22 protein-coding genes are annotated in these 20,093 nt (G+C 39.2%); 21 read left to right on the top strand and 1 reads right to left on the bottom strand.

The annotated features are described in order from the left end of the window. The first annotated feature begins 99 nt into the window (after positions 1-99). The 16 genes from hisZ (at position 100) to rsfS (ending at position 13,291) form a co-directional block, all read left to right on the top strand. Positions 100-1,218 (top strand): ATP phosphoribosyltransferase regulatory subunit, encoded by a 1,119-nt coding sequence (gene hisZ, locus T543_RS04240; protein ID WP_035766052.1) that lies wholly within the window; start codon positions 100-102, stop codon positions 1,216-1,218. After that, positions 1,215-1,862, top strand: coding sequence for an ATP phosphoribosyltransferase (hisG, locus tag T543_RS04245; RefSeq protein ID WP_035766054.1), 648 nt, complete (start codon positions 1,215-1,217; stop codon positions 1,860-1,862). The genes hisZ and hisG overlap by 4 nt, the downstream gene beginning before the upstream one ends. Beyond that, positions 1,862-3,151 carry a histidinol dehydrogenase gene (gene hisD / locus T543_RS04250; protein WP_035766056.1) on the top strand — a complete coding sequence of 430 codons (1,290 nt, stop codon included), beginning with the start codon at positions 1,862-1,864 and terminating at the stop codon, positions 3,149-3,151. Before hisG ends, hisD begins: the two co-directional genes overlap by 1 nt. Positions 3,152-3,169: 18 nt before the next feature. Continuing rightward, entirely contained in the window at positions 3,170-3,757 is a 588-nt protein-coding gene (gene hisB, locus T543_RS04255; RefSeq protein ID WP_035766058.1) for an imidazoleglycerol-phosphate dehydratase HisB, read from the top strand. Position 3,758: 1 nt separating this feature from the next. Further along, complete coding sequence (gene hisIE / locus T543_RS15585; protein WP_035766060.1) at positions 3,759-5,036, top strand: bifunctional phosphoribosyl-AMP cyclohydrolase/phosphoribosyl-ATP diphosphatase HisIE; 1,278 nt, start codon at positions 3,759-3,761, stop codon at positions 5,034-5,036. Between the two features lie 36 nt (positions 5,037-5,072). Next, positions 5,073-6,956, top strand: a complete 1,884-nt coding sequence (locus T543_RS04265) for a TIGR03960 family B12-binding radical SAM protein (RefSeq protein ID WP_035766062.1) — start codon at positions 5,073-5,075, stop codon at positions 6,954-6,956. A 5-nt stretch (positions 6,957-6,961) separates the two neighbouring features. Continuing rightward, on the top strand, positions 6,962-7,714 hold the full coding sequence (locus T543_RS04270) for a TIGR03936 family radical SAM-associated protein (RefSeq protein ID WP_051638527.1): 753 nt from the start codon (positions 6,962-6,964) through the stop codon (positions 7,712-7,714). Further along, positions 7,707-8,765, top strand: coding sequence for a ribonuclease E/G (locus T543_RS04275; protein WP_035766064.1), 1,059 nt, complete (start codon positions 7,707-7,709; stop codon positions 8,763-8,765). The genes T543_RS04270 and T543_RS04275 overlap by 8 nt, the downstream gene beginning before the upstream one ends. 91 nt (positions 8,766-8,856) lie before the next feature. Continuing rightward, positions 8,857-9,165, top strand: coding sequence for a 50S ribosomal protein L21 (gene rplU, locus T543_RS04280; protein ID WP_035766066.1), 309 nt, complete (start codon positions 8,857-8,859; stop codon positions 9,163-9,165). A gap of 19 nt (positions 9,166-9,184) precedes the next feature. Then, positions 9,185-9,514 (top strand): ribosomal-processing cysteine protease Prp, encoded by a 330-nt coding sequence (locus T543_RS04285; RefSeq protein ID WP_035766067.1) that lies wholly within the window; start codon positions 9,185-9,187, stop codon positions 9,512-9,514. A 3-nt stretch (positions 9,515-9,517) separates the two neighbouring features. Next, positions 9,518-9,805, top strand: a complete 288-nt coding sequence (gene rpmA, locus T543_RS04290) for a 50S ribosomal protein L27 (protein ID WP_035766068.1) — start codon at positions 9,518-9,520, stop codon at positions 9,803-9,805. A gap of 115 nt (positions 9,806-9,920) precedes the next feature. Continuing rightward, on the top strand, positions 9,921-11,315 hold the full coding sequence (obgE, locus tag T543_RS04295; RefSeq protein ID WP_051638528.1) for a GTPase ObgE: 1,395 nt from the start codon (positions 9,921-9,923) through the stop codon (positions 11,313-11,315). Then, positions 11,299-11,595: a ribosome assembly RNA-binding protein YhbY gene (gene yhbY / locus T543_RS04300; RefSeq protein ID WP_035766069.1), complete on the top strand. Its 297-nt coding sequence runs from the start codon at positions 11,299-11,301 to the stop codon at positions 11,593-11,595. The genes obgE and yhbY overlap by 17 nt, the downstream gene beginning before the upstream one ends. Positions 11,596-11,644: 49 nt before the next feature. Continuing rightward, positions 11,645-12,301: a nicotinate-nucleotide adenylyltransferase gene (gene nadD, locus T543_RS04305; RefSeq protein ID WP_035766070.1), complete on the top strand. Its 657-nt coding sequence runs from the start codon at positions 11,645-11,647 to the stop codon at positions 12,299-12,301. 17 nt (positions 12,302-12,318) lie between these two features. Beyond that, positions 12,319-12,900, top strand: a complete 582-nt coding sequence (gene yqeK, locus T543_RS04310; protein ID WP_035766071.1) for a bis(5'-nucleosyl)-tetraphosphatase (symmetrical) YqeK — start codon at positions 12,319-12,321, stop codon at positions 12,898-12,900. A 25-nt stretch (positions 12,901-12,925) separates the two neighbouring features. Then, on the top strand, positions 12,926-13,291 hold the full coding sequence (rsfS, locus tag T543_RS04315) for a ribosome silencing factor (RefSeq protein ID WP_035766072.1): 366 nt from the start codon (positions 12,926-12,928) through the stop codon (positions 13,289-13,291). Between the two features lie 86 nt (positions 13,292-13,377). Here the strand turns inward: rsfS and lexA are convergent, their stop codons facing one another. Continuing rightward, positions 13,378-13,992, bottom strand: a complete 615-nt coding sequence (gene lexA / locus T543_RS04320; RefSeq protein ID WP_035766073.1) for a transcriptional repressor LexA — start codon at positions 13,990-13,992, stop codon at positions 13,378-13,380. A gap of 293 nt (positions 13,993-14,285) precedes the next feature. On the opposite strand from lexA, the gene T543_RS04325 reads away from it, so the two are divergent. The 5 genes from T543_RS04325 (at position 14,286) to T543_RS04345 (ending at position 20,051) form a co-directional block, all read left to right on the top strand. Next, the gene (locus tag T543_RS04325; protein WP_197023928.1) at positions 14,286-15,710 is read left to right on the top strand and encodes an MATE family efflux transporter; all 1,425 of its coding nucleotides are present in this window, start codon (positions 14,286-14,288) and stop codon (positions 15,708-15,710) included. Then, positions 15,707-16,027, top strand: a complete 321-nt coding sequence (locus T543_RS04330; RefSeq protein ID WP_035766074.1) for a putative quinol monooxygenase — start codon at positions 15,707-15,709, stop codon at positions 16,025-16,027. Before T543_RS04325 ends, T543_RS04330 begins: the two co-directional genes overlap by 4 nt. Before the next feature lie 84 nt (positions 16,028-16,111). Beyond that, entirely contained in the window at positions 16,112-17,251 is a 1,140-nt protein-coding gene (locus T543_RS04335; RefSeq protein WP_035766076.1) for an aldo/keto reductase, read from the top strand. A 1,073-nt stretch (positions 17,252-18,324) separates the two neighbouring features. Further along, positions 18,325-18,747 (top strand): LysM peptidoglycan-binding domain-containing protein, encoded by a 423-nt coding sequence (locus T543_RS04340; RefSeq protein WP_035766077.1) that lies wholly within the window; start codon positions 18,325-18,327, stop codon positions 18,745-18,747. 182 nt (positions 18,748-18,929) lie between these two features. Beyond that, on the top strand, positions 18,930-20,051 hold the full coding sequence (locus T543_RS04345) for a DUF5692 family protein (protein ID WP_035766078.1): 1,122 nt from the start codon (positions 18,930-18,932) through the stop codon (positions 20,049-20,051). Positions 20,052-20,093 lie beyond the last annotated feature (42 nt).

The raw sequence follows: 20,093 nt of genomic DNA on the forward strand, positions 1-20,093 counted from the left end.
TTTTCATTGTTGACATTTATACGGTCTTTCGATAAACTGAGATAAGTTTAACATAGTAGCATGGTAACGCACTACTACGGTAAAGTGTTGGAGGATGATATGAATAGAAATTTATTGCATACTCCCGAGGGGGTCAGAGACATTTACGGACATGAATGCAGCGACAGATGTCAGGTCAAGCATGCCATAAGCCGCAAGATGCAGTCATTTGGGTTTGAAGAGATAGATACACCGTCGTTTGAATTTTTTGATGTTTTCGCACGAGAGATAAGCAACAACAGTGCAATGGAGCTTTATAAGTTCTTTGACAACGAGGGAAGAACCATGGTCCTTAGGCCCGATTTTACGCCCTCTGTTGCAAGATGCGTATCCAAGTATTTCCTGACAGAAAATGAGCCGGTACGTTTTTACTATAGCGGAAAAACATTTCTTAATACTCACAATCTTCAGGGAAAGCTCAAAGAAAACACTGAGATGGGCGCAGAGCTTATGAATGAGCCATCTGTCTATGCTGATGCCGAGATGATAGCGCTTCTTGTTCAATCTCTTAAAGAAACAGGTCTTGATGATTTCAAGGTAAGCATAGGCGATGCAGACTATTACCTTGGAATATGCGATGAAGCATGCATTGGAAAAGGCCTTGAGGCAGATATCAGAGAGCATATGGTCAGCCGTAACAGCTTTGCAGCAGACCTTGTTATGCAGCAGGCAGCTGTTTCCGAAAAATACAGACAGCTTATCCAGAACGTGGCAACTTTTATTGGAGATTCCTCAATCCTTGATGAAGCTGCAAGGCTTGTTAATAATGTAAGGTCAAACAACGCAATAGCAAGGCTTCAGGAACTTTACAAGGTTCTGTGCAGCTATGGGATTAAGAAATACATATCATTTGACCTGGGGCTTTTAAGTAAGTTTAATTACTACACCGGTGTTATTTTCGGGGCTTACACCTATGGCGTAGGTGATGCTATCGCAAGAGGCGGCCGCTACGACAATCTTCTTGAAAAGTTTGGAAAAAGCGCACCTGCCATCGGATTTATGATAAATATCGATGAGCTGATGAAGGCTCTATACAGCCAGAAGGTTAAGATATCAGACGGTGATGAAGCAATTGTCATTGAATATACTGCTTCAGATTTTGACGAATCCTTAAAGAAGGCAGATCAGCTTAGGAATCAGGGAAAGAAAGTCATACTTAAAGAAAGGACAAAGAAATGAGCGATGAAAGAAGATATTTAACCTTTGCCCTCGGAAAAGGCAGACTTGTAAATGACACTATGGAGCTTCTTGAAAAATGCGGGATCCATTGCAAGGAAGTTACCGATAAGAGCACCAGAAAACTTATTTTTACAAATGAAGAATTAAAGTTAAAATTTTTCCTTGCAAAGGGACCTGATGTTCCAACTTATGTGGAGCTTGGCGCTGCGGACATCGGAATAGTCGGAAAAGATACGATTATGGAAGAAAACCGCAGTGTATATGAAGTCCTTGATCTGGGCTTTGGAAAATGCAGAATGTGCGTGTGCGGCCCGGAGTCAGCAAGAGAGCTTCTAAATCATCACGAAATGATAAGAGTAGCAAGCAAATATCCAAGGATCGCGAGAGATTATTTTTATACGACCAAGGATCAGACTGTGGACATAATCAAACTAAATGGTTCTGTGGAGCTTGGACCCATCGTTAATTTGTCGGACGTTATCGTTGATATAGTTGAAACCGGCAGCACCTTAAGAGAAAACGGTCTGACCGTTCTTGAAGAAATCTGCCCGCTTTCTGCCAGAGTTATCGTAAATCAGGTTAGTATGCAGATGGAGCCTGACAGAATACATAAACTTATTAAAGATATGAAGGAGAACCTCTGATGCGCATTGTAGAGCTTAATGAAAATACAAAAGGAGAGCTTCTTGATAAGCTTTTAAAGAGAAGCCCCGACAGCTATGGCGAGTACGAAGCCATTGTCTCTGATATCATAGATAATGTAAGAAAAAACCGCGATAGTGCTGTATTTGAATATACCAGGAAATTTGATAAATACGACCTTACAAAGGAAAACATAAAGGTAACTCAAAAAGAAATTCAGGATGCTTATAAGAGTCTTGAGCCGGAATTTGTCGAAGTAATGAAAAGAAGTGCCGAAAATATAAGAGTTTTTCATGAAAAGCAAAAGAGAAATACATGGATAGATACCAAGGATGACGGATCGATACTCGGTCAAAGGATACTTCCGATCGAGATTTCCGGAGTATATGTTCCCGGCGGAAAAGCTGCTTATCCTTCAAGCGTTCTTATGAATGTTATTCCAGCTAAAGTTGCGGGCGTAGAGAGAATCATCATGTGTACGCCCCCTTCAAAGGACGGCTCGGTAAATCCGGGAACCCTTGTAGCTGCTGATATTGCAGGAGTTACAGAAGTCTATAAGGTTGGCGGCGCACAGGCAATAGCTGCGATGGCATTTGGTACAGAGTCTATTCCTAAGGTTGATAAAATAACAGGCCCCGGAAATATCTTCGTAGCCCTTGCCAAAAAGGCTTGTTTTGGCTATGTATCGATCGATTCAATAGCAGGTCCCTCCGAAATACTTGTTATTGCTGATGAAACTGCCAATCCCAGATATGTTGCCGCAGATCTTCTTTCCCAGGCAGAGCATGATGAGATGGCAAGTGCTATACTTATAACTACAAGCAAGGATATTGCAGAAAAAGTTTCAACGGAAATTGACGGATTTTTAAAGGAACTGTCAAGGTCTGATATCATCTCAAAGTCTCTTGAAAACTATGGCTATATTTTCGTTGCAGATAATATGGATGATGCTGTAAGCTGCGCAAATGCCATAGCTTCCGAGCATCTTGAGATCATAACCGTAAGTCCTTTTGAAGTTATGACCAAAATAAAGCATGCCGGCGCTATATTCCTTGGGGAAAATTCATCGGAACCGCTTGGAGACTATTACGCAGGTCCAAACCACATCCTTCCGACCAATCAGACTGCAAGATTTTTCTCACCGCTTTCAGTTGATGACTTTGTAAAGAAAACAAGCATCATCGCTTATTCGAAGGAAGGACTTTCAAAGGTTCACAAAGACATTGAACTATTTGCCAAAAATGAAGGTCTTACAGCTCACGCAAATTCAATCGCGGTAAGATTTGAATAAATACAGGAGACATTTAAAATGGGAAGATATGCTGAAGTAAACAGAAAAACCGGAGAAACTGACATAACCGTAAAGATAGAGCTTGATGGAACAGGCGAAAATTCCATTGATACCGGAATTGGTTTTTTTGACCATATGCTTCAGGCTTTTGCAAAACACGGTCTGTTTGACCTTACAGTCTCTGTAAAGGGAGATCTTAATGTTGATGGTCACCACAGCGTAGAAGATACCGGTATTGTTTTGGGACAGGCTATAATGAAGGCCCTCGGAGATAAGAAGGGCATAAAAAGATACGGCCAGATGCTGCTTCCGATGGATGAAGCTTTGGTCATGTGCGCAGTTGATCTGTGCGGAAGACCTTACATGATGATGGACTGCGATTTTGAGGCTCCTATGGTAGGAGAGTTTGACACTCAGCTTGTCAGAGAATTTTTCTATGCAATATCTTACGGCGCCATGATGAATTTGCATCTAAGACTTATCACCGGCATTAATGATCATCACAAGATAGAAGCTATGTTTAAATCCTTTGCCAAGGCACTTGACGAAGCAACAAAAATCGACGACCGCATAGCCGGAGTTCTAAGCACGAAGGGAGCATTATAATATGCTGAAAAAATTTGTTCCATGCATTTATTTATACAAAAATACCGCTGTTAAGGGATTTGATGATCTTACATCCTATGCAGAGACTCCTCTTGCCCTTGCTGAAAAATATGACAATGATGATGCTGATGCAATAATAATCTATGACATGTCAAAAGGCGATGCTGAGCATGAAGAATCATTAGACATCATCAAGGATATATGCGGAAAAGTAGGAGCAGAAATTTACGGAGCCGGGAATGTAAAGCGCATGGAGGATATAAAAAAGCTTCTCTATGCAGGCTGCAAAAAGGCATGTCTTAATTTTTCAAAGCAGGAGAACATAGATATCCTTCTGGAAGTCTCCGAGAAATTCGGAAAAGATAAGATTGCCATCTGCTATACGGAAACCGATAAGATAAGTTCTCTTGAAGAAAATATCAAAAAATACGCTGATGAACTAATTTTACTTAATTCGAGCGAGATAAAGAAAACTCCCGAAATAGATATGCCTACGATCTTAAGCCTTCCCGATGCTTCACTCGATAAGGTTCTGTCTTTATTATCACAGGCAAATGTAAGCGGCATATCCGGCGCAGCTATGAATGCTAATTCCGGCGAAATAAGGAATATGAAGAAAATCTGTGCCGATAACGACCTTGCCGTAAACAGAATGGTACCTTCATTCAGATGGGAAGATTTTAAGAAAAACTCTGACGGTCAGGTGCCTGTTGTTGTTCAGGACTACAGAACCGATGAAGTTTTGATGGTTGCATATTTTAATGAGGAATCATTTTATAAGACCATTGAAAGCGGCAAAATGACATATTTTAGCAGAAGCAGGAACTCGCTTTGGGTAAAGGGCGAAACCAGCGGACATTTCCAATATGTCAAAAAGCTTATCTGTGACTGCGACAAAGATACAATACTTGCCAAGGTAAAACAGGTCGGAGTTGCCTGCCACACAGGCAGATACTCGTGCTTTTTCAATGAGATTGCTTCAAGAAATTATACCGAAAAGAATCCGCAAAAGGTTCTTGATAACGTATTTGAAGTAATAAAGGACAGAAAAATCAATCCCAGAGAGGGCTCATATACCAACTATCTCTACGAAAAAGGACTTGATAAGATCCTTAAGAAAGTCGGAGAAGAGAGCACAGAAATGGTGATTGCAGCCAAAAATGAAAATTCCAATGAACTCATTTACGAAATGGCAGATTTCCTGTATCATATGATGGTACTTATGTCTGAAAAGGAAATCACCTGGGAAGAGATTACGGATGAACTTGCCAGAAGATAAGTCCTTTTGAATCTTTTAAGTAATTTGAGGTGTATTTTGAACGAAAAACTGGCTTTATCAGATGAGATTCTTCTTAGCATCAGTAAACCGGAGCGCTATATCGGCGGCGAAGTTAATAGTGTTGTCAAGAATCCTGATGATGTAAAAATAAGATTTGCATTTTGTTTCCCGGATGTGTATGAGATTGGTATGTCACATCTGGGAATTCAAATTCTCTACGGTCTTTTTAATGAATATGATGATGTATGGTGCGAGCGTGTATTTTCACCCTGGGCTGATATGGACAATGTGCTCAGACAGGAGAAGATACCGCTTTTTGCGCTTGAATCACAAGATCCGGTAAAGGATTTTGATTTTCTTGGATTCACCTTGCAGTATGAGATGTGCTATACAAACATCCTGCAGGTACTGGATCTTTCAAACGTTCCCATTTTTGCAAAAGACAGAACATGGGATGATCCGATAGTCATCGGCGGAGGTCCATGCTCATATAACCCCGAGCCAATTGCTGACTTTTTCGATATCTTTTATATTGGCGAAGGTGAAACGAAATATCGTGAACTTTTTGACCTGTATGAGAAGGCAAAGGAAGAAGGCGTTTCAAGAGAAGAGTTTTTATATAAGTGCTCACAGATACACGGCCTATATGTACCTTCTCTCTACGATATCAGCTACAACGAGGATGGCACGATCAAAGCTATAACTCCATTAAAGGAAGGTGTACCCGCTGTTGTAAAAAAAGAGATGTGCACAGATCTTACAAATGCATATTATCCGATGAAGCCGGTTATGCCCTTTATAAGAGTGACTCAGGACAGAGTCGTTATGGAAGTTATGCGCGGATGTATAAGAGGCTGCAGATTCTGTCAGGCAGGTCAGCTATACAGACCTCTTCGCGAAAGAGATGTTGAAAAGCTAAAGGAATACGCTATAACACTTCTTAAAAATACAGGCTACGAGGAAATATCACTTAGCTCACTAAGTACCAGTGATTATTCACACCTTAACGAACTTCTTGATTTTCTTATCGATTACTGCAATGAACACAAGGTTAATATTTCACTTCCTTCTCTAAGAATTGATGCTTTTTCTCTTGATGTAATGAGTAAGGTCCAGGATGTAAAGAAGTCTTCACTTACCTTTGCTCCTGAGGCCGGAACGCAGAGAATGAGAAATGTCATAAACAAAGGTCTTACAGAGGAAGATATTCTCCGCGGAGCTCACGAAGCATTTGAAGGCGGCTGGAATAAGGTAAAACTGTACTTTATGCTTGGCCTTCCCGGCGAAACGGAAGATGACATATTGGGAATAGGCGATATTGCAAACAAAATTGCTGTTGAATATTTTGAAACAGTGCCGAAGGAAAAAAGAAACGGCCGAACAATTGACATAGTTGCAAGTACCTCATTCTTTGTACCAAAGCCGTTTACTCCATTCCAGTGGGCATCTATGAATACCAAGGATGAATTCCTTGATAAAGCAAATATTACAAGAAAAGGGATTATGTCACAGCTAAATCAGAAGCATATCAAGTATAACTGGCATGAAGCTGATGCAAGTATGCTTGAAGGCATTCTTGCAAGAGGTGACAGAAGACTGGCTAAGGTTATTTATAATGTCTATAAGCGCGGATGCATTTTTGATGCATGGAGTGAATACTTTAAAAATGATATCTGGATGGAGGAACTTGAAAAAGCCGGCCTTGATATTTTGTTCTATGTTAAGAGAGAAAGAACAAAGGATGAAATCCTTCCGTGGGATATGATTGACTGCGGAGTTTCTAAGGAATTCCTCTGGCGTGAATGGTTAAGGTCTAAGGAAGGCGTTGTTTCCCCGAACTGCAGACAGGCATGCATGGGATGCGGCGGTGCATATTATGGTGTTGGAATATGCATAGAGCCAAAGATTGGAGTTAACTAAAAAGAATGATTAAATTACGTTTGAAATACAAAAAGCACGGTCCTATCCGTTTTCTTGGGCATCTTGATGTTATGAGATATGTTCAGAAAGCCATAAGACGAGCTGAAATTGATATTAAGTATTCAGAAGGCTACAGCCCGCATCAGATTTTATCATTTGCACAGCCTCTTAGCGTCGGTTCTACAACTGATGGAGATTATATGGATATGACGCTCAATTCAATGATTTCCGTAGAGGATGTCGTAGCAAGGCTTCAGGATAACATGAATGAAGGCCTTGATGTCATTTGCGCAAAAGTACTTCCCGAAAAGTGCGAAAATGCTATGACAAGTGTTGCTGCCTGTGAATACATGATCTCATTTCGAAATGGTAAGGAGCCTTCTTTTGATCTGAAGGATACATTTGAAAGATTTATGGCTCTTGATACCATACCTGCTATGAAAAAGACAAAGAATGGCGAAAAAGAAATAGACATAAGACCCCTGATATTCAGAGGCGAGATCACTGATGATAATAAAATCCATGTTCTTTTATCTGCAGGAAGCGCATCCAATCTTAAAGCGTCTTTGTTTGTAAGTTCGCTTTACAGATTTGCAGGTGAAAAAGAGCCCGAGTTTGCAGCAGTATACAACAGGATTGATACATATCTTTCAGGCGAAGATGAGGACGGCCCCTATGTTGTTCCAATGATCACCGATGTGATTTCCGATGCTTCCTTTGCACGGACTCTTGGTAATGAAGGAAAAATTCATGTCTGAAATAATAGTTACAAACTGGAAAGAGCATTTAAGTATTCTTGGTTTTTTTGATGGAAAGCTTATTTTTCTGGATTTTCCATGCGAAAATGACAGAACAGGAAACATATATGTCGGAAGAGTCGAGAATGTTGTTTCGAATCTAAATGCTGCTTTTGTCCGCTTTGAAAGTAATAATAAAAAGCACGGAATAGGATTTTTGCCCGTAAAAAATCTTGATCCCAAATTTGTATTAAACAGAGAAATAAAAAGCGCATCTGAATTAAGAGCAGGAGACGACGTACTTGTCTTTTTGAGAACTGAAGAGCATAAGACAAAACAGGCAAGGCTTTCCTGCGATGAGAGAGCTTTTAGAAAGTCAAAAGCATTTTCCGGTGAAGATTCCGGTCACATGGAAGGTCAGCACTATGCAGATCTTGAAGAGCTGATAAAAACTGCAAAATGCAGATGTGAATATCAGCTTTTGCATGGCAATTCGTCTGATTTAAAAGCCTGCATCCTTTCAGCAAAAGAGCAGCTTGAAAAAGAATATGGCTTAGAATTTAAGCTTATTACTGATATCAGCAGTGTTTATGATGAGCTTAAGGAAGATAGCGATATCACATTTTATGATGAAGAAAAAAGCAGGCTTCCGATAAATGTTCACTATAGTCTGACAAGCAAGACAGATGACCTTCTGAAAAAGAAAGTATGGCTTGATTCCGGAGCATATCTTGTGATTGAACAGACAGAGACACTTAATCTTATAGATGTAAATTCCGGAAAAAACTTAAAAAAATCAGATGAAATATTTCTTGAAATAAATAAAGAAGCGGCTATCGAAGCTTACAGGCAGATAAGACTAAGAAACCTTTCCGGTATGATACTTATTGATTTTATCGATCTAAAGACTAAAGAAGCTAATGACGAGCTTATAGAATTTGTATCGGATCTTGTAAAAAAAGACCGGTTCAATATGAGATTTATCGACCTCACAGGACTTGGGATTATGGAATTTACAAGAGATAAAAAGAATAAAACACTACGTGAGACTATTGACATACATAGTATGTGATGTTATTATTCTATGGTATGCCGCTTAACGAGGTTAAAGAGGAGATTATTTCCCACCACAGTTAGCGAGATTTGGAAGAAGGAGGTGCCTTATGTACGCAATTATAGTTACTGGTGGTAAGCAGTACAAGGTTTCCGAGGGCGACATCATCAAAGTTGAGAAGCTTGATGTTGAAGCTGGAAAAGAAGTTACATTTGACAATGTTATTGCAGTAAACGATGATAAGACTCTTAAGGTTGCAGGCGATGTTGCAGGTGCTAAAGTTAGCGCAACTGTACTTGAGCAGGGCAAGGGCAAGAAGGTTATCGTTTATAAGTACAAGAGTAAGACCGGTTATCACAAGAAGAACGGTCACAGACAGTGCTTCACAAGCGTTAAGATCGACAAGATCTCTATGTAATGTGAGAAGAGTTTGAGATATGACAAATATCACTATTCGTAAAAATTCAGATGGCGATTATGTTGGTTTTGAATTAAACGGACACGCCGGTTCCGGTGATTATGGTAAAGATATTGTTTGTGCTTCGATTTCAGTTCTAAGCATAAATACCGTAAATTCACTTGAAGAACTTACAGAAGATGATATTGTGTGCAATGCTGATCCTAATGAAGGTATTATCAGGCTTGATTTTAATGGACCTATTTCCAATGATGCCGAGCTTTTGATGAAATCTTTTGAACTCGGGATCACAAGTATCTACAAACAGTATGGTAATGAGTTTTTGAACATAAAATTCGAGGAGGTATAAGTCATGTTGAATATGGACCTTCAATTTTTTGCTCATAAGAAGGGAGTCGGTTCTACAAAGAACGGTCGTGACTCCGAAGCAAAGCGTCTTGGAGCAAAGAGAGCTGACGGACAATTCGTAAAGGCTGGAAATATTTTATACAGACAGCGCGGAACTCATATTCATCCGGGTACAAACGTTGGTATCGGTAAAGATGATACACTTTTTGCCCTGATCGATGGTGTTCTTCGTTTTGAGCGCAAGGGCCGCGATAAGAAGCAGGCTAGCGTTTACGCTGTAGAGAGCAAGTAATACGAACAGGTTTAAGCTCCAAACAAATTTTTGTTTGGAGCTTTTTTACATTTTTAAGGTCTTATTTTATAATTATTTGTAGCTGACTATTGTAGTTTGATTAGTGGAGAAAAGAATGCCTGCATTTGTTGATAGAGCAAGAATATTCATAAGAAGTGGAAAAGGCGGAGATGGACATGTCTCTTTCAGAAGAGAGAAATTTGTTGCTAACGGTGGCCCCGATGGTGGTGACGGCGGCAATGGTGGTAATGTCATCGTCTGTGTAGATCCTGGTGTCAATACACTTTCCGATTTTCATTTTGGCGGAAAGTATAAGGCAGAAAATGGTGAGGACGGTGGTAAGAGAAGATGCCATGGTAAGCAGGGCTCTGACATTATCATCAAGGTTCCCGAAGGAACCGTTATAAAAGAAGCAGCAAGCGGAAAAGTAATTGTCGATATGTCCGGAAATACTAAGGAATTCGTTATCCTTAAGGGCGGAAAAGGCGGAAATGGTAACATGCATTATGCAACAAGTACAATGCAGGCACCAAGATATGCCCAGCCCGGACAGCCTGCGAAGGAGCTGGAAGTTATTCTTGAGCTTAAAATGATCGCAGATGTTGGACTTGTTGGATTCCCTAATGTCGGTAAATCAACATTTTTGAGTAAAGTATCTAATGCAAAGCCCAAGGTTGCAAACTATCATTTTACAACCCTTACTCCTATGCTCGGTGTTGTCAGCTTAAATGATGCCAGAGGCTTTGTTGTTGCGGACATTCCGGGTCTTATCGAAGGTGCTTCGGATGGCGCAGGTCTTGGACATGAATTCCTAAGACATATTGAAAGAACACGCGTAATGATACATGTTGTTGATGCTGCAGGTACAGAAGGTCGTGATCCTTTTGAAGATATAGAGGCAATCAACAACGAACTTGCCAAATATAATGCTGATATCACGAAGAGACTTCAGGTAATTGCTGCAAACAAAATAGATATGCTTCCTGATGGAGAAAACAGTGAGATAATAGCAAAGCTAAAAGAGAAGTACGAACCGCTTGGAGTTAAGGTATTTCCTACATCTACATTAACTGGAAAAGGTATTAATGAGCTGTTATACTATATTAGCAGAGAACTCGATAAACTCCCTGAAGATACGATAGTATTTGAAAGCGAGTATGATCCTGAGACAGAACTTAAGGAAGAGAATCTTGCATTTACTGTAGAATACGATTCAGATGCCAAGGAATATGTGATCGAAGGACCTAAGATTGAAAAGATGCTTGGTTACACCAACCTTGATTCCGAGAAGGGATTTGCTTTCTTCCAGAATTTCCTTGTTGAGAACGGAATCCTTGATCAGCTTGAAGAGCTCGGAATTCAGGATGGCGATACTGTACGTATGTATGGTAACAGCTTTGATTATTACAAGAATGCGGATACAGCAACAGGTGGAAACATGATTGCAGAAGATGAAGATAACTTCGACGATTTCGATAATATGGAGGACGAAGATGAATTTAACGAGTAAACAGCGTGCTTATCTTAAGGGACTTGCACAGAATATAGAGCCTGTTTTTTCTATAGGCAAATCATCTGTTACACCTGAAGTAACTGAAAGTGTATCAGAATGCTTCAATACAAAAGAACTTATTAAAGGAACTGTTCAGAAAAACTGTCTGGATGATGTGAAGGAGGTTGCAAATACTGTAGCTGACAGAACAAGATCTACACTTGTGCAGGTTATTGGCAGAAAGATAGTATTATACAAGCCTTTTCATGAGAATCCTGAAATAAAGCTCCCTAAATAAGCATTTGAAGTTCTAAAATAAAATATTACATCAAAGAGGGGAACATGACATGGCAGAACGTAAAATAGGTATTTTAGGCGGAACATTTAATCCAATCCATAATGCTCATCTGTTACTTGCAGAAGCAGCAAGAGAGCAGTTTGGGCTTGACCGGGTTATTTTTATACCTAGTGGATGTTCATATATGAAAAAGGATGAGGATATTCCATCAGGAGATCTTCGCTATCAGATGGTAAAGCTTGCGATAGAAGGTAATCCATACTTTACCTGCTCACGTATTGAAATAGACAGAGAAGGCAATACATATACGATAGATACACTTAAGGAACTAAACAATATGTATCCGGGTGATGAGATATATCTTATTATGGGCGGTGATACATTTAAGCAGATCGAATACTGGAAGGATAGCGAGGAAATATTTAAAAACTGTATTATTCTTGCTGCTGTAAGAGATCATATGTCACTTGCTGAAATGGATAAACATCGTCAGTATCTTCAGAATAAGTTTGGCGCTGATGTACGCCTTCTTCAGTTTCACGATCTGGATCTTTCATCTACAGCTCTTAGAAAGAAAATCCAGACTGGCAGATCTGTCCGTTATCTTCTTCCTGAAGAAGTTATTGAGTTCGCCAGAGTTAAGAACATCTACAGCGGACGCGCACAGGCTGTAAATGATGATGATGTGAAGATCTACAACAACTGATTTATTGCGGAGTTTTAATGAAAACTATTGATATAACGCAGAAACTTAGAAAAGAAATGCAAAGCGCACTTAAAGCTGACAGATTCGACCATACACTTGGTGTTGCTTATACAGCTGCGAATATGGCTTCTGTACATGACGTTGATGTTCAAAAAGCGCTTATTGCGGGCTTTCTTCATGACTGTGCCAAAAACATCAGCCATGATGAGCAGATGCAGATATGCAGGAAGTATGATGTCGAGATTACGGATATAGAGAAAAGAAATCCTGCACTCATTCATGCAAAAGCCGGAATGTGCCTTGCAAAGCATAAGTATGATATTAAAGATCAGGAAATATTATCTGCCATAAGATGGCATACTACAGGAAAGCCTGATATGACTGACCTTGAGAAGATAATATTTATTGCAGACTTTATAGAGCCCAACAGAAAGCCTCTTGAACATATGGATGAGATCAGAAAAGAGGCCTTCAGGGATCTTAACTTATGTATGCTTCATATTTTGCGTGACACCCTAAACTATCTTGATCATATCGATAAAGAATGTGATCCTATGACAAAAAGTACATTCGATTACTATTCAAATCTTATTGGATAAACTAATTATTTGGAGGGATTATTTAATGAGTGAACATTCTATTGAAAACTCAAAAGAGATGGTAAAGCTTGCGGTTGATGCTCTTGAAGACCGTAAGGGTACAAATATTGAAATTCTTGATATAAGCGAGGTTTCTTCTCTCGGAGATTACTTTATCATTGCAAGCGGTTCAAACAGACCTCAGATCCAGGCAATGGCTGACAAGGTTGAAGAGATGCTTGGAAGAGCAGGCTATGAAAAAAAAGATGTTGAAGGGTACGAAAGTGCATTTTGGATTCTTCTCGATTTTGGTGATATCATAGTTCACATATTCGATGAAGAGAACAGAATTTTCTACGACCTTGAGAGAATATGGAGAGACGGAAAACAGATTTCAAAAGAAGACCTGTAAATTTCAGGACGTAAATAAATAAAAAAAAGAATGACTTCTTATAGGCAAAAGTGGAACTCGCCTGCAAGAAGTCATTTTTACATTATTTAGTAAAGTCTAAGAACGCCGAAAACCTTGCCGAGGATAGCACAATCATCAACAATTATGGGATCCATGGTATCGTTTTCAGGCTGAAGTCTGATGTGGCCGTTTTCTTTATAAAAAGTCTTAACAGTTGCAGAGTCATCAATAAGAGCAACTACCTGATCACCGTTTTTTGCAGTATCGCAAGCATGAACAAAAATACGGTCGCCATTAAAAATACCTGCATTTATCATTGAATCGCCCTTAACATTAAGAATAAATGTGTCACCCTTAGGGCACATCTCTGCGGGAATAGGGAAGTAGCTGTCAATATTCTGCTCAGCAAGAATAGGCATTCCTGCAGCAACCTGGCCAATAACAGGTACACTCACCATTTCAGTACGGATCATATTGAAGCTGTCGTCGCAGATTTCAATTGCTCTGGGTTTGGTGGGGTCCCTTCTTATATATCCGTTTTTCTCAAGAGTTTCAAGATGAGAGTGTACGGAAGATGTAGATTTAAGCTTAACCTTCTCACATATTTCACGTACAGTTGGCGGATACCCCTTTTCAAGAATAACTTCTTTCATAAATTCAAGTATCTCAGACTGTTTCTCAGATATTTTTCCTTTAGACATAATAATCCTCCATTCATTAACGAACCTATGTTCAGTATATCATAATAAAATACCATAGGCAAACATGAGTTTATTTGTCTTTATATTTTTTTGTGCGGATATTATAATGTTTACATGAGGGAAATATATGTTTCTACGTTTCCAAATTTATATATTCACGATAAATAATTTCACATAAAAACAAATAAATATTGTGTTTTTAATTTTCGTTTTATCATATTCTAAACATAATTATGGAACAAAATAAGTTATAGGAAGGCGAAAATGCATTTTTTTCGAGATCACGGTAGAAGATGAGTTTAATTGAAAAAATAATTGAACCAAAAGAATTTTTATCAGAGGATCGCAAGCGATTTACCAATTTGGCATTAAAAGCGATGATCGTACCTCTCCTTATAGAGCAGCTTCTTCAGATGGTAGTAGGACTTGCGGATACCATGATGGTCAGTTATGCAGGCGAAGCTGTTGTTGCGGGTGTTGGGCTTGATACCATGGTTTACACCATATTCATCTATCTTTTTACCGCAATTTCAGCCGGAGGTTCGGTTGTTGTATCACAGTACATCGGTAGTAAAGAAAAGGATAATGCAGATCTGTCCGCATCGCAGATTTTCTTTATGGGAGGCCTTCTTTCTATAGTATGCATGATGCTGATGCTGTTTTTTGGTTCATCACTTCTTGGAACAATGTATCCCAAAGCTGAAGCAGATACCATGGCGGCCTGTAGGACATATATGTGGATTGTTGCATGGTCTTTTCCTGCAAATGCAATTTATAACGCTGGTTGCGCGGTTTTTCGTGCGATGGGTAAGACCAGAGTGACCATGTTTGTATCGTTTATTGCTAATCTGGTCAATGTTGTAGGAAACGCTATTGGTATATTCGTATTAAAAGCAGGTGCAGCCGGTGTTGCATGGCCTACAACGATATCATGGTATGTAGCAGCCATTATTATGACGATGCTATGTATAGAGACGAAGGCATCTGATGATATCCTGAGAAAAATAAGTTCACTTAGCGGCACAAGAATAGGTATAGGCATAAAGGATTCTCTTAGCCTGAATGTACAGATGGCAAAACGTATTCTGGGCGTTGCCATCCCTAATTCAATAGAAAATACTCTTTTCCAGGCAGCAAAGGTTGTTCTTGGTATGCTGACTGCGACTTTTGGGACTTCTCAGATTGCAGCAAATACTACAGGTCAGACTTTCTGGTCACTTGCAGCATGTATGGGTATGTCTATGGGGACAGTATTTATCACTGTTGTCGGACAATGTGTAGGTGCAGGCGATTATGAAGCCGCAGAGTGGAACATAAGAAAGCTTACCAGATTATCGCTTTTACTTGCTGTTATCTGGAACGTGATCGTAATGGCACTTACACCGTTACTGCTTACTCTATACAATCTATCAGATGAAACAAAACGTCTGATCCTCATAATTGTAGCGATTCATAATCTTTTTTCGGGACTTGTACAGCCTTTTTCCGGCCCGCTTTCATCTGGACTACGTACTGCAGGAGACGTGAAGTTTACGATGTGGGCTTCTATATTTGCCACAGTTGTATGCAGGACAGCCTTGTCATTTATGCTTGCACTATGGATGAAAATGGGAGTAATAGGAATTGCACTTGCAATGGTTCTAGACTGGTGCATTAAAGCAGCTCTTGATATTTGGCGTTTCAGGAGCGGAAAATGGAGGAATAAAAAAATAATATGATTACAGTTAATCTTTACTACAAAGGGAAAAATGGGAGTGCCAGAGCATTTGCAGATGAAATGGAGTCATCCGGAATTGCAGATGCAATAAGAAATGAAGAAGGTAATCTGCGCTATCAATATTTTCAGCCAATAGGTGACCCTGAGACTGTTTTGCTTATAGACTCATGGACAGATCAGGCTGCAATAGACTCACACCATGCATCTAAAATGATGGAGCAGCTTGCAGACTTGCGTGAAAAATATGATCTTCATATGACGGTAGAACGTTTTATCAGTGATGATTATGAGGCCGATGAAAAATTTCTGAGAAAGTGATCCAGACTGTTAAGCTTTTTAGGGCAAAAAAAAGCTTCAAATAATAGTTGTGACTATATTTTCATTTAGGAGAGGAGATTATCTATGGATTTCAAACCGGCAAAAAAACTCGGATTTGGCATGATGAGAATGCCGCTTATCGACAAAACAAATGATGCAGATGTTGATATTGAAGCAGTTTCAAAAATGGTTGATATGTTCCTTGAAAGAGGGTTCACTTATTTTGATACTGCTTGGATGTATAATGGTTTCAACAGTGAAAATGTTGCAAGAAAAGCACTTGTTGAAAGACATCCTAGGGATAGCTTTACTCTTGCTACAAAGCTTCATGCAGGATTTATCAATTCTAAAGAAGACAGAGATAAGATTTTTAATGAGCAGCTTAAAAAGACCGGAGCAGGATACTTTGACTATTATCTGATCCATGGCATAGAAGAGGGGCTGCTTCAAAAATATGAAGACCTTGACTGCTTTAATTGGCTGCTTGATAAAAAGAAGGAAGGTCTTGTGCGTCATGCGGGCTTTTCTTTCCATGACAGTCCAAAGCTTTTGGACGACATACTTACAAGACATCCGGAAATGGAATTTGTTCAGCTGCAGATCAATTATCTGGATTGGGAAAGTGAATGGGTTCATTCAAGAGAATGCTATGAAGTAGCTGCAAAGCACAGCAAACCTGTCATAGTCATGGAACCTGTAAAAGGCGGCACACTCTCTAAACTTCCTTTAGAAGCTACTCAGTTATTCAAGGAAAAGGATGAGAATATGTCTATTCCAAGCTGGGCGATCAGATTTGTAGCCAGCTTAGATAATGTCATGGTTGTCTTATCAGGAATGAGCAGTTTGGAGCAGATGGATGACAATACTTCTTACATGGAGGATTTTAAGCCATTATCAGAAGATGAAAAAAAGCTTTGCTTCAAAGCTGCCGATATAATTAATAATCAAATTGCTATTCCATGCACAGGCTGTTCGTATTGTACGGAAGGCTGTCCCATGAAGATAGCAATTCCTAAGTACTTTTCTCTTTATAATGAGAATATGCGAGAAGACATGGAAGAAAAGGGCTGGACCATTAACTTTACAAACTACGAAAACCTTGTAAAAAGCGGATTCGGAAGAGCTAGCGACTGTATAGCCTGTGGTCAGTGCGAGGGTGTTTGCCCTCAGCATCTTCCTATTATAGACAATCTTAAGAAAGTTGCAGCTCACTTTGAACATTAAAACATTAAATCCATTAAATAGTATGTAATGGATCTATTAAACTCATGCCTCGCAGTTCAATGGTATTTATCGGGACTTATTGATCTTACCAGTCTATTACGAGGCTTTTGAAAATGTTCAATCGAAGAATACGAAAAGTAATACACCTAAGCAGGAGAAGATCATTGTGTCTTCTCCTGTTTCTTTTTTCAGCCACTCTACGCGATACCACCCTTTAACAGAATCTTCCCTCACGTAATTCGTCTAAATATTTCAGCCACTCTACGTGATACCACCCTTTAACAGAATCTTCCCTCACGTAATTCGTCTAAATATTTCAGCCACTCTACGTGATATCACTCTTTAACAGAACATCTCCTCACGTAATTCGTCTAAATATTTCAGCCACTCTACGTGATACCACCCTTTAACAGAACATCCCCTCACGTAATTCGTCTAAAAATCAGCTTATTTCTACGTGAACTGCAACAAATTAAAAGTAGCAAGTCACGTAGACCCTATGAATTCAAAGGCATGACGAGCATTTATTTTTTTTACTGCGGACGGGGCAACTGACCATGAAATGAGGTGGTTGCCTGAAAAAATCGTGAATAGTAACCTATAGAACCTATAGTGAAACTATAGTTCTTATAGAGTCTATAAAAAATTGCTGTACGTAATATTGGACAGCAAACAGGTTATATTATCTACATAAGAAACATTCGTGACGAAAAAGTCTCGCCATTTATTACATGAACCAAATGATATAAAAGTGATTGTGATAAGAAAATAAGAAAAAGTTTTATTAATCACAAAACACTCACATTGCTGTGAGTGTCCTGCGATTTTCTTATGAGGGGGAGATAGTGATTTCGTTCATCAACTATCTTGATACTTATATTACATTGAATTTATGAACAAATTATGAACTGAAACGAATGATTTCTTTAAGAAATTTTATAATTTTTTTATACTTATCATTTTATTTAGAACAAGTGTGCGAAAAAGCATTGACATCGGAATGTATGCTCGATATATTATATATAGAACGGTTGTTCGCAACATTTGTTCGGGGTTGTATGGAGGAAGAAGACATGAGTGATGCAATGAGAGCAACAATGGAAATCTACAATAATCAATCTGTTATATATGATAAGAGCAGGATCCGCTCTATCAAAAACCGTGAAAGAAGAGAAAAGCAGCTTCGTCGTAGAATAATTACTTTTGTGATAATGATATCGGTTGTAGTATTTATTTCAATCTTTTTGTCATTCTCATTTATGTCCGATGCCAAGAATAACGGGGAACATAAGGACAACAGATATTACAGCTGCGTTAGTATAAAGGCAGGAGATACTATATGGAGTATCGCTGAACAGAATATGGATCTTATGCATTATAACAATGTTGAGAGCTATGTGAGAGACATCGCAAGTGTTAATAAGATAAGAACCGATTCAGAACTCATTTCAGGAACTTCACTGATAATTCCTTATTATTCAGATGAAGAAAAATGATCTTAAAATGCTTAAATACTCTGCAATAAGAGCATTCTTATGTTGGGAAACTTAAAAATACATAATAGTGTCCAAAAATTATTGTTAAAATATATTACTTTTGTCAATAGCAATTCATACCCGTGAATTGCTATTATTAGTTTATAGAAATTTAATTTTTTATTATCTTTAGGAGGTTTCATATGCTGTTTCAATTATACGGTAACAGTGCCAGTATGCAGCTTATAGGCTGGGTATTGGTGTTTGTGGGACTTATTCTCATGAACGAAATCGGTCGTAGGACCAAACTTGGCGGAATAATGGTATTCGTTGTTATTCCTTCAATCTTAACAGTTTATTTTATAGCTGCTCATCTTGGTGCATTTGGAGGTTCGGCTAATCCTACAATTGCATATATGGATGGCTGGTTCCATTACTTTAAGTTATATGCTGCTGATATAGGTTGCGTAGGCTTCATGATGATCAAGTACAAATGGGGCATCGGCAAGGAAAAATGGTTTGCATGGTTCCCCTGGCTCATCGTTGCAGCTAATATCATGATCGCAAATGTTTCTGATATGGAATCTGCTCTTGCTGCATTCTCAATTTCTGGAAACCTCAGCGGTGCATGGTGGGCATCTAACGAAGGTGTATTCATCTACGGTGGATGGTGGAACGTTGTTAATGCCATTGCCGGTCTTATCAATATTTTCTGTATGACAGGTTGCGTTAATCTGTATACATCAAGTGATAAGAACAAATCAGATATGCTCTGGCCTGACATGACAATATGGTTCATCCTTGCTTATGATGTATGGAACTTTGAATATACTTACTTGAATCTTCCTACACATTCATGGTACTGCGGTGTTGCACTTCTTCTTGCTCCTACATTTGCAAATGCATTCTGGAACAAGGGCGCGTGGATCCAGAACCGTGCAAACACTCTTGCAATCTGGTGCATGTGGGCACAGGTTGTTCCCGGATTCCAGCTTAGCAGCAAGTTTGCAGCTGCACTTCCTTCAGTTTACAGCGGTGCTACAGCAAATGGTATCACTACTATGGATCTGTACGAAAAGGCAATCGAACTGTTCAATGCAGGTAACGGCAAAACAGCTCAGGCAGGAGAGATCATTTCTTCAATGGGAATCACAGCAGATCCCAGAATGCAGGGCTTTGTAGCAGTTCTTGCTATTACTATCAACGTAATTTGCATGGCTGAGATCATCAAGAGATCTATTAAGATGGGCAAGAACCCTTATGCAAATGATGTATTTGCTGATACTAAGGACTACCAGCTTGCTATGGAGCGTGCTGAAAACTAAAACATAATGTAGTTACTTCATTAGGGGAGTCGAAAGATTCCC

It is taken from the genome of Butyrivibrio sp. NC2002, assembly GCF_000702265.1.
In the GTDB taxonomy this organism is placed as follows: Bacteria; Bacillota; Clostridia; order Lachnospirales; family Lachnospiraceae; genus Butyrivibrio.

Excerpts from the sequence above, each read along its gene's own strand:
- nadD (WP_035766070.1), top strand. The coding sequence starts at position 11,645 with ATGGCAGAACGTAAAATAGGTATTTTAGGCGGAACATTTAATCCAATC.
- T543_RS04335 (WP_035766076.1), top strand. The coding sequence starts at position 16,112 with ATGGATTTCAAACCGGCAAAAAAACTCGGATTTGGCATGATGAGAATG.
- T543_RS04275 (WP_035766064.1), top strand. The coding sequence starts at position 7,707 with ATGTCTGAAATAATAGTTACAAACTGGAAAGAGCATTTAAGTATTCTT.
- hisZ (WP_035766052.1), top strand. The coding sequence starts at position 100 with ATGAATAGAAATTTATTGCATACTCCCGAGGGGGTCAGAGACATTTAC.
- yhbY (WP_035766069.1), top strand. The coding sequence starts at position 11,299 with ATGAATTTAACGAGTAAACAGCGTGCTTATCTTAAGGGACTTGCACAG.
- hisD (WP_035766056.1), top strand. The coding sequence starts at position 1,862 with ATGCGCATTGTAGAGCTTAATGAAAATACAAAAGGAGAGCTTCTTGAT.
- hisB (WP_035766058.1), top strand. The coding sequence starts at position 3,170 with ATGGGAAGATATGCTGAAGTAAACAGAAAAACCGGAGAAACTGACATA.
- T543_RS04340 (WP_035766077.1), top strand. The coding sequence starts at position 18,325 with ATGAGTGATGCAATGAGAGCAACAATGGAAATCTACAATAATCAATCT.
- rplU (WP_035766066.1), top strand. The coding sequence starts at position 8,857 with ATGTACGCAATTATAGTTACTGGTGGTAAGCAGTACAAGGTTTCCGAG.
- T543_RS04270 (WP_051638527.1), top strand. The coding sequence starts at position 6,962 with ATGATTAAATTACGTTTGAAATACAAAAAGCACGGTCCTATCCGTTTT.
- obgE (WP_051638528.1), top strand. The coding sequence starts at position 9,921 with ATGCCTGCATTTGTTGATAGAGCAAGAATATTCATAAGAAGTGGAAAA.
- T543_RS04345 (WP_035766078.1), top strand. The coding sequence starts at position 18,930 with ATGCTGTTTCAATTATACGGTAACAGTGCCAGTATGCAGCTTATAGGC.
- yqeK (WP_035766071.1), top strand. The coding sequence starts at position 12,319 with ATGAAAACTATTGATATAACGCAGAAACTTAGAAAAGAAATGCAAAGC.
- T543_RS04285 (WP_035766067.1), top strand. The coding sequence starts at position 9,185 with ATGACAAATATCACTATTCGTAAAAATTCAGATGGCGATTATGTTGGT.
- hisIE (WP_035766060.1), top strand. The coding sequence starts at position 3,759 with ATGCTGAAAAAATTTGTTCCATGCATTTATTTATACAAAAATACCGCT.
- rpmA (WP_035766068.1), top strand. The coding sequence starts at position 9,518 with ATGTTGAATATGGACCTTCAATTTTTTGCTCATAAGAAGGGAGTCGGT.
- hisG (WP_035766054.1), top strand. The coding sequence starts at position 1,215 with ATGAGCGATGAAAGAAGATATTTAACCTTTGCCCTCGGAAAAGGCAGA.
- lexA (WP_035766073.1), bottom strand. The coding sequence starts at position 13,992 with ATGTCTAAAGGAAAAATATCTGAGAAACAGTCTGAGATACTTGAATTT.
- T543_RS04330 (WP_035766074.1), top strand. The coding sequence starts at position 15,707 with ATGATTACAGTTAATCTTTACTACAAAGGGAAAAATGGGAGTGCCAGA.
- rsfS (WP_035766072.1), top strand. The coding sequence starts at position 12,926 with ATGAGTGAACATTCTATTGAAAACTCAAAAGAGATGGTAAAGCTTGCG.
- T543_RS04325 (WP_197023928.1), top strand. The coding sequence starts at position 14,286 with ATGAGTTTAATTGAAAAAATAATTGAACCAAAAGAATTTTTATCAGAG.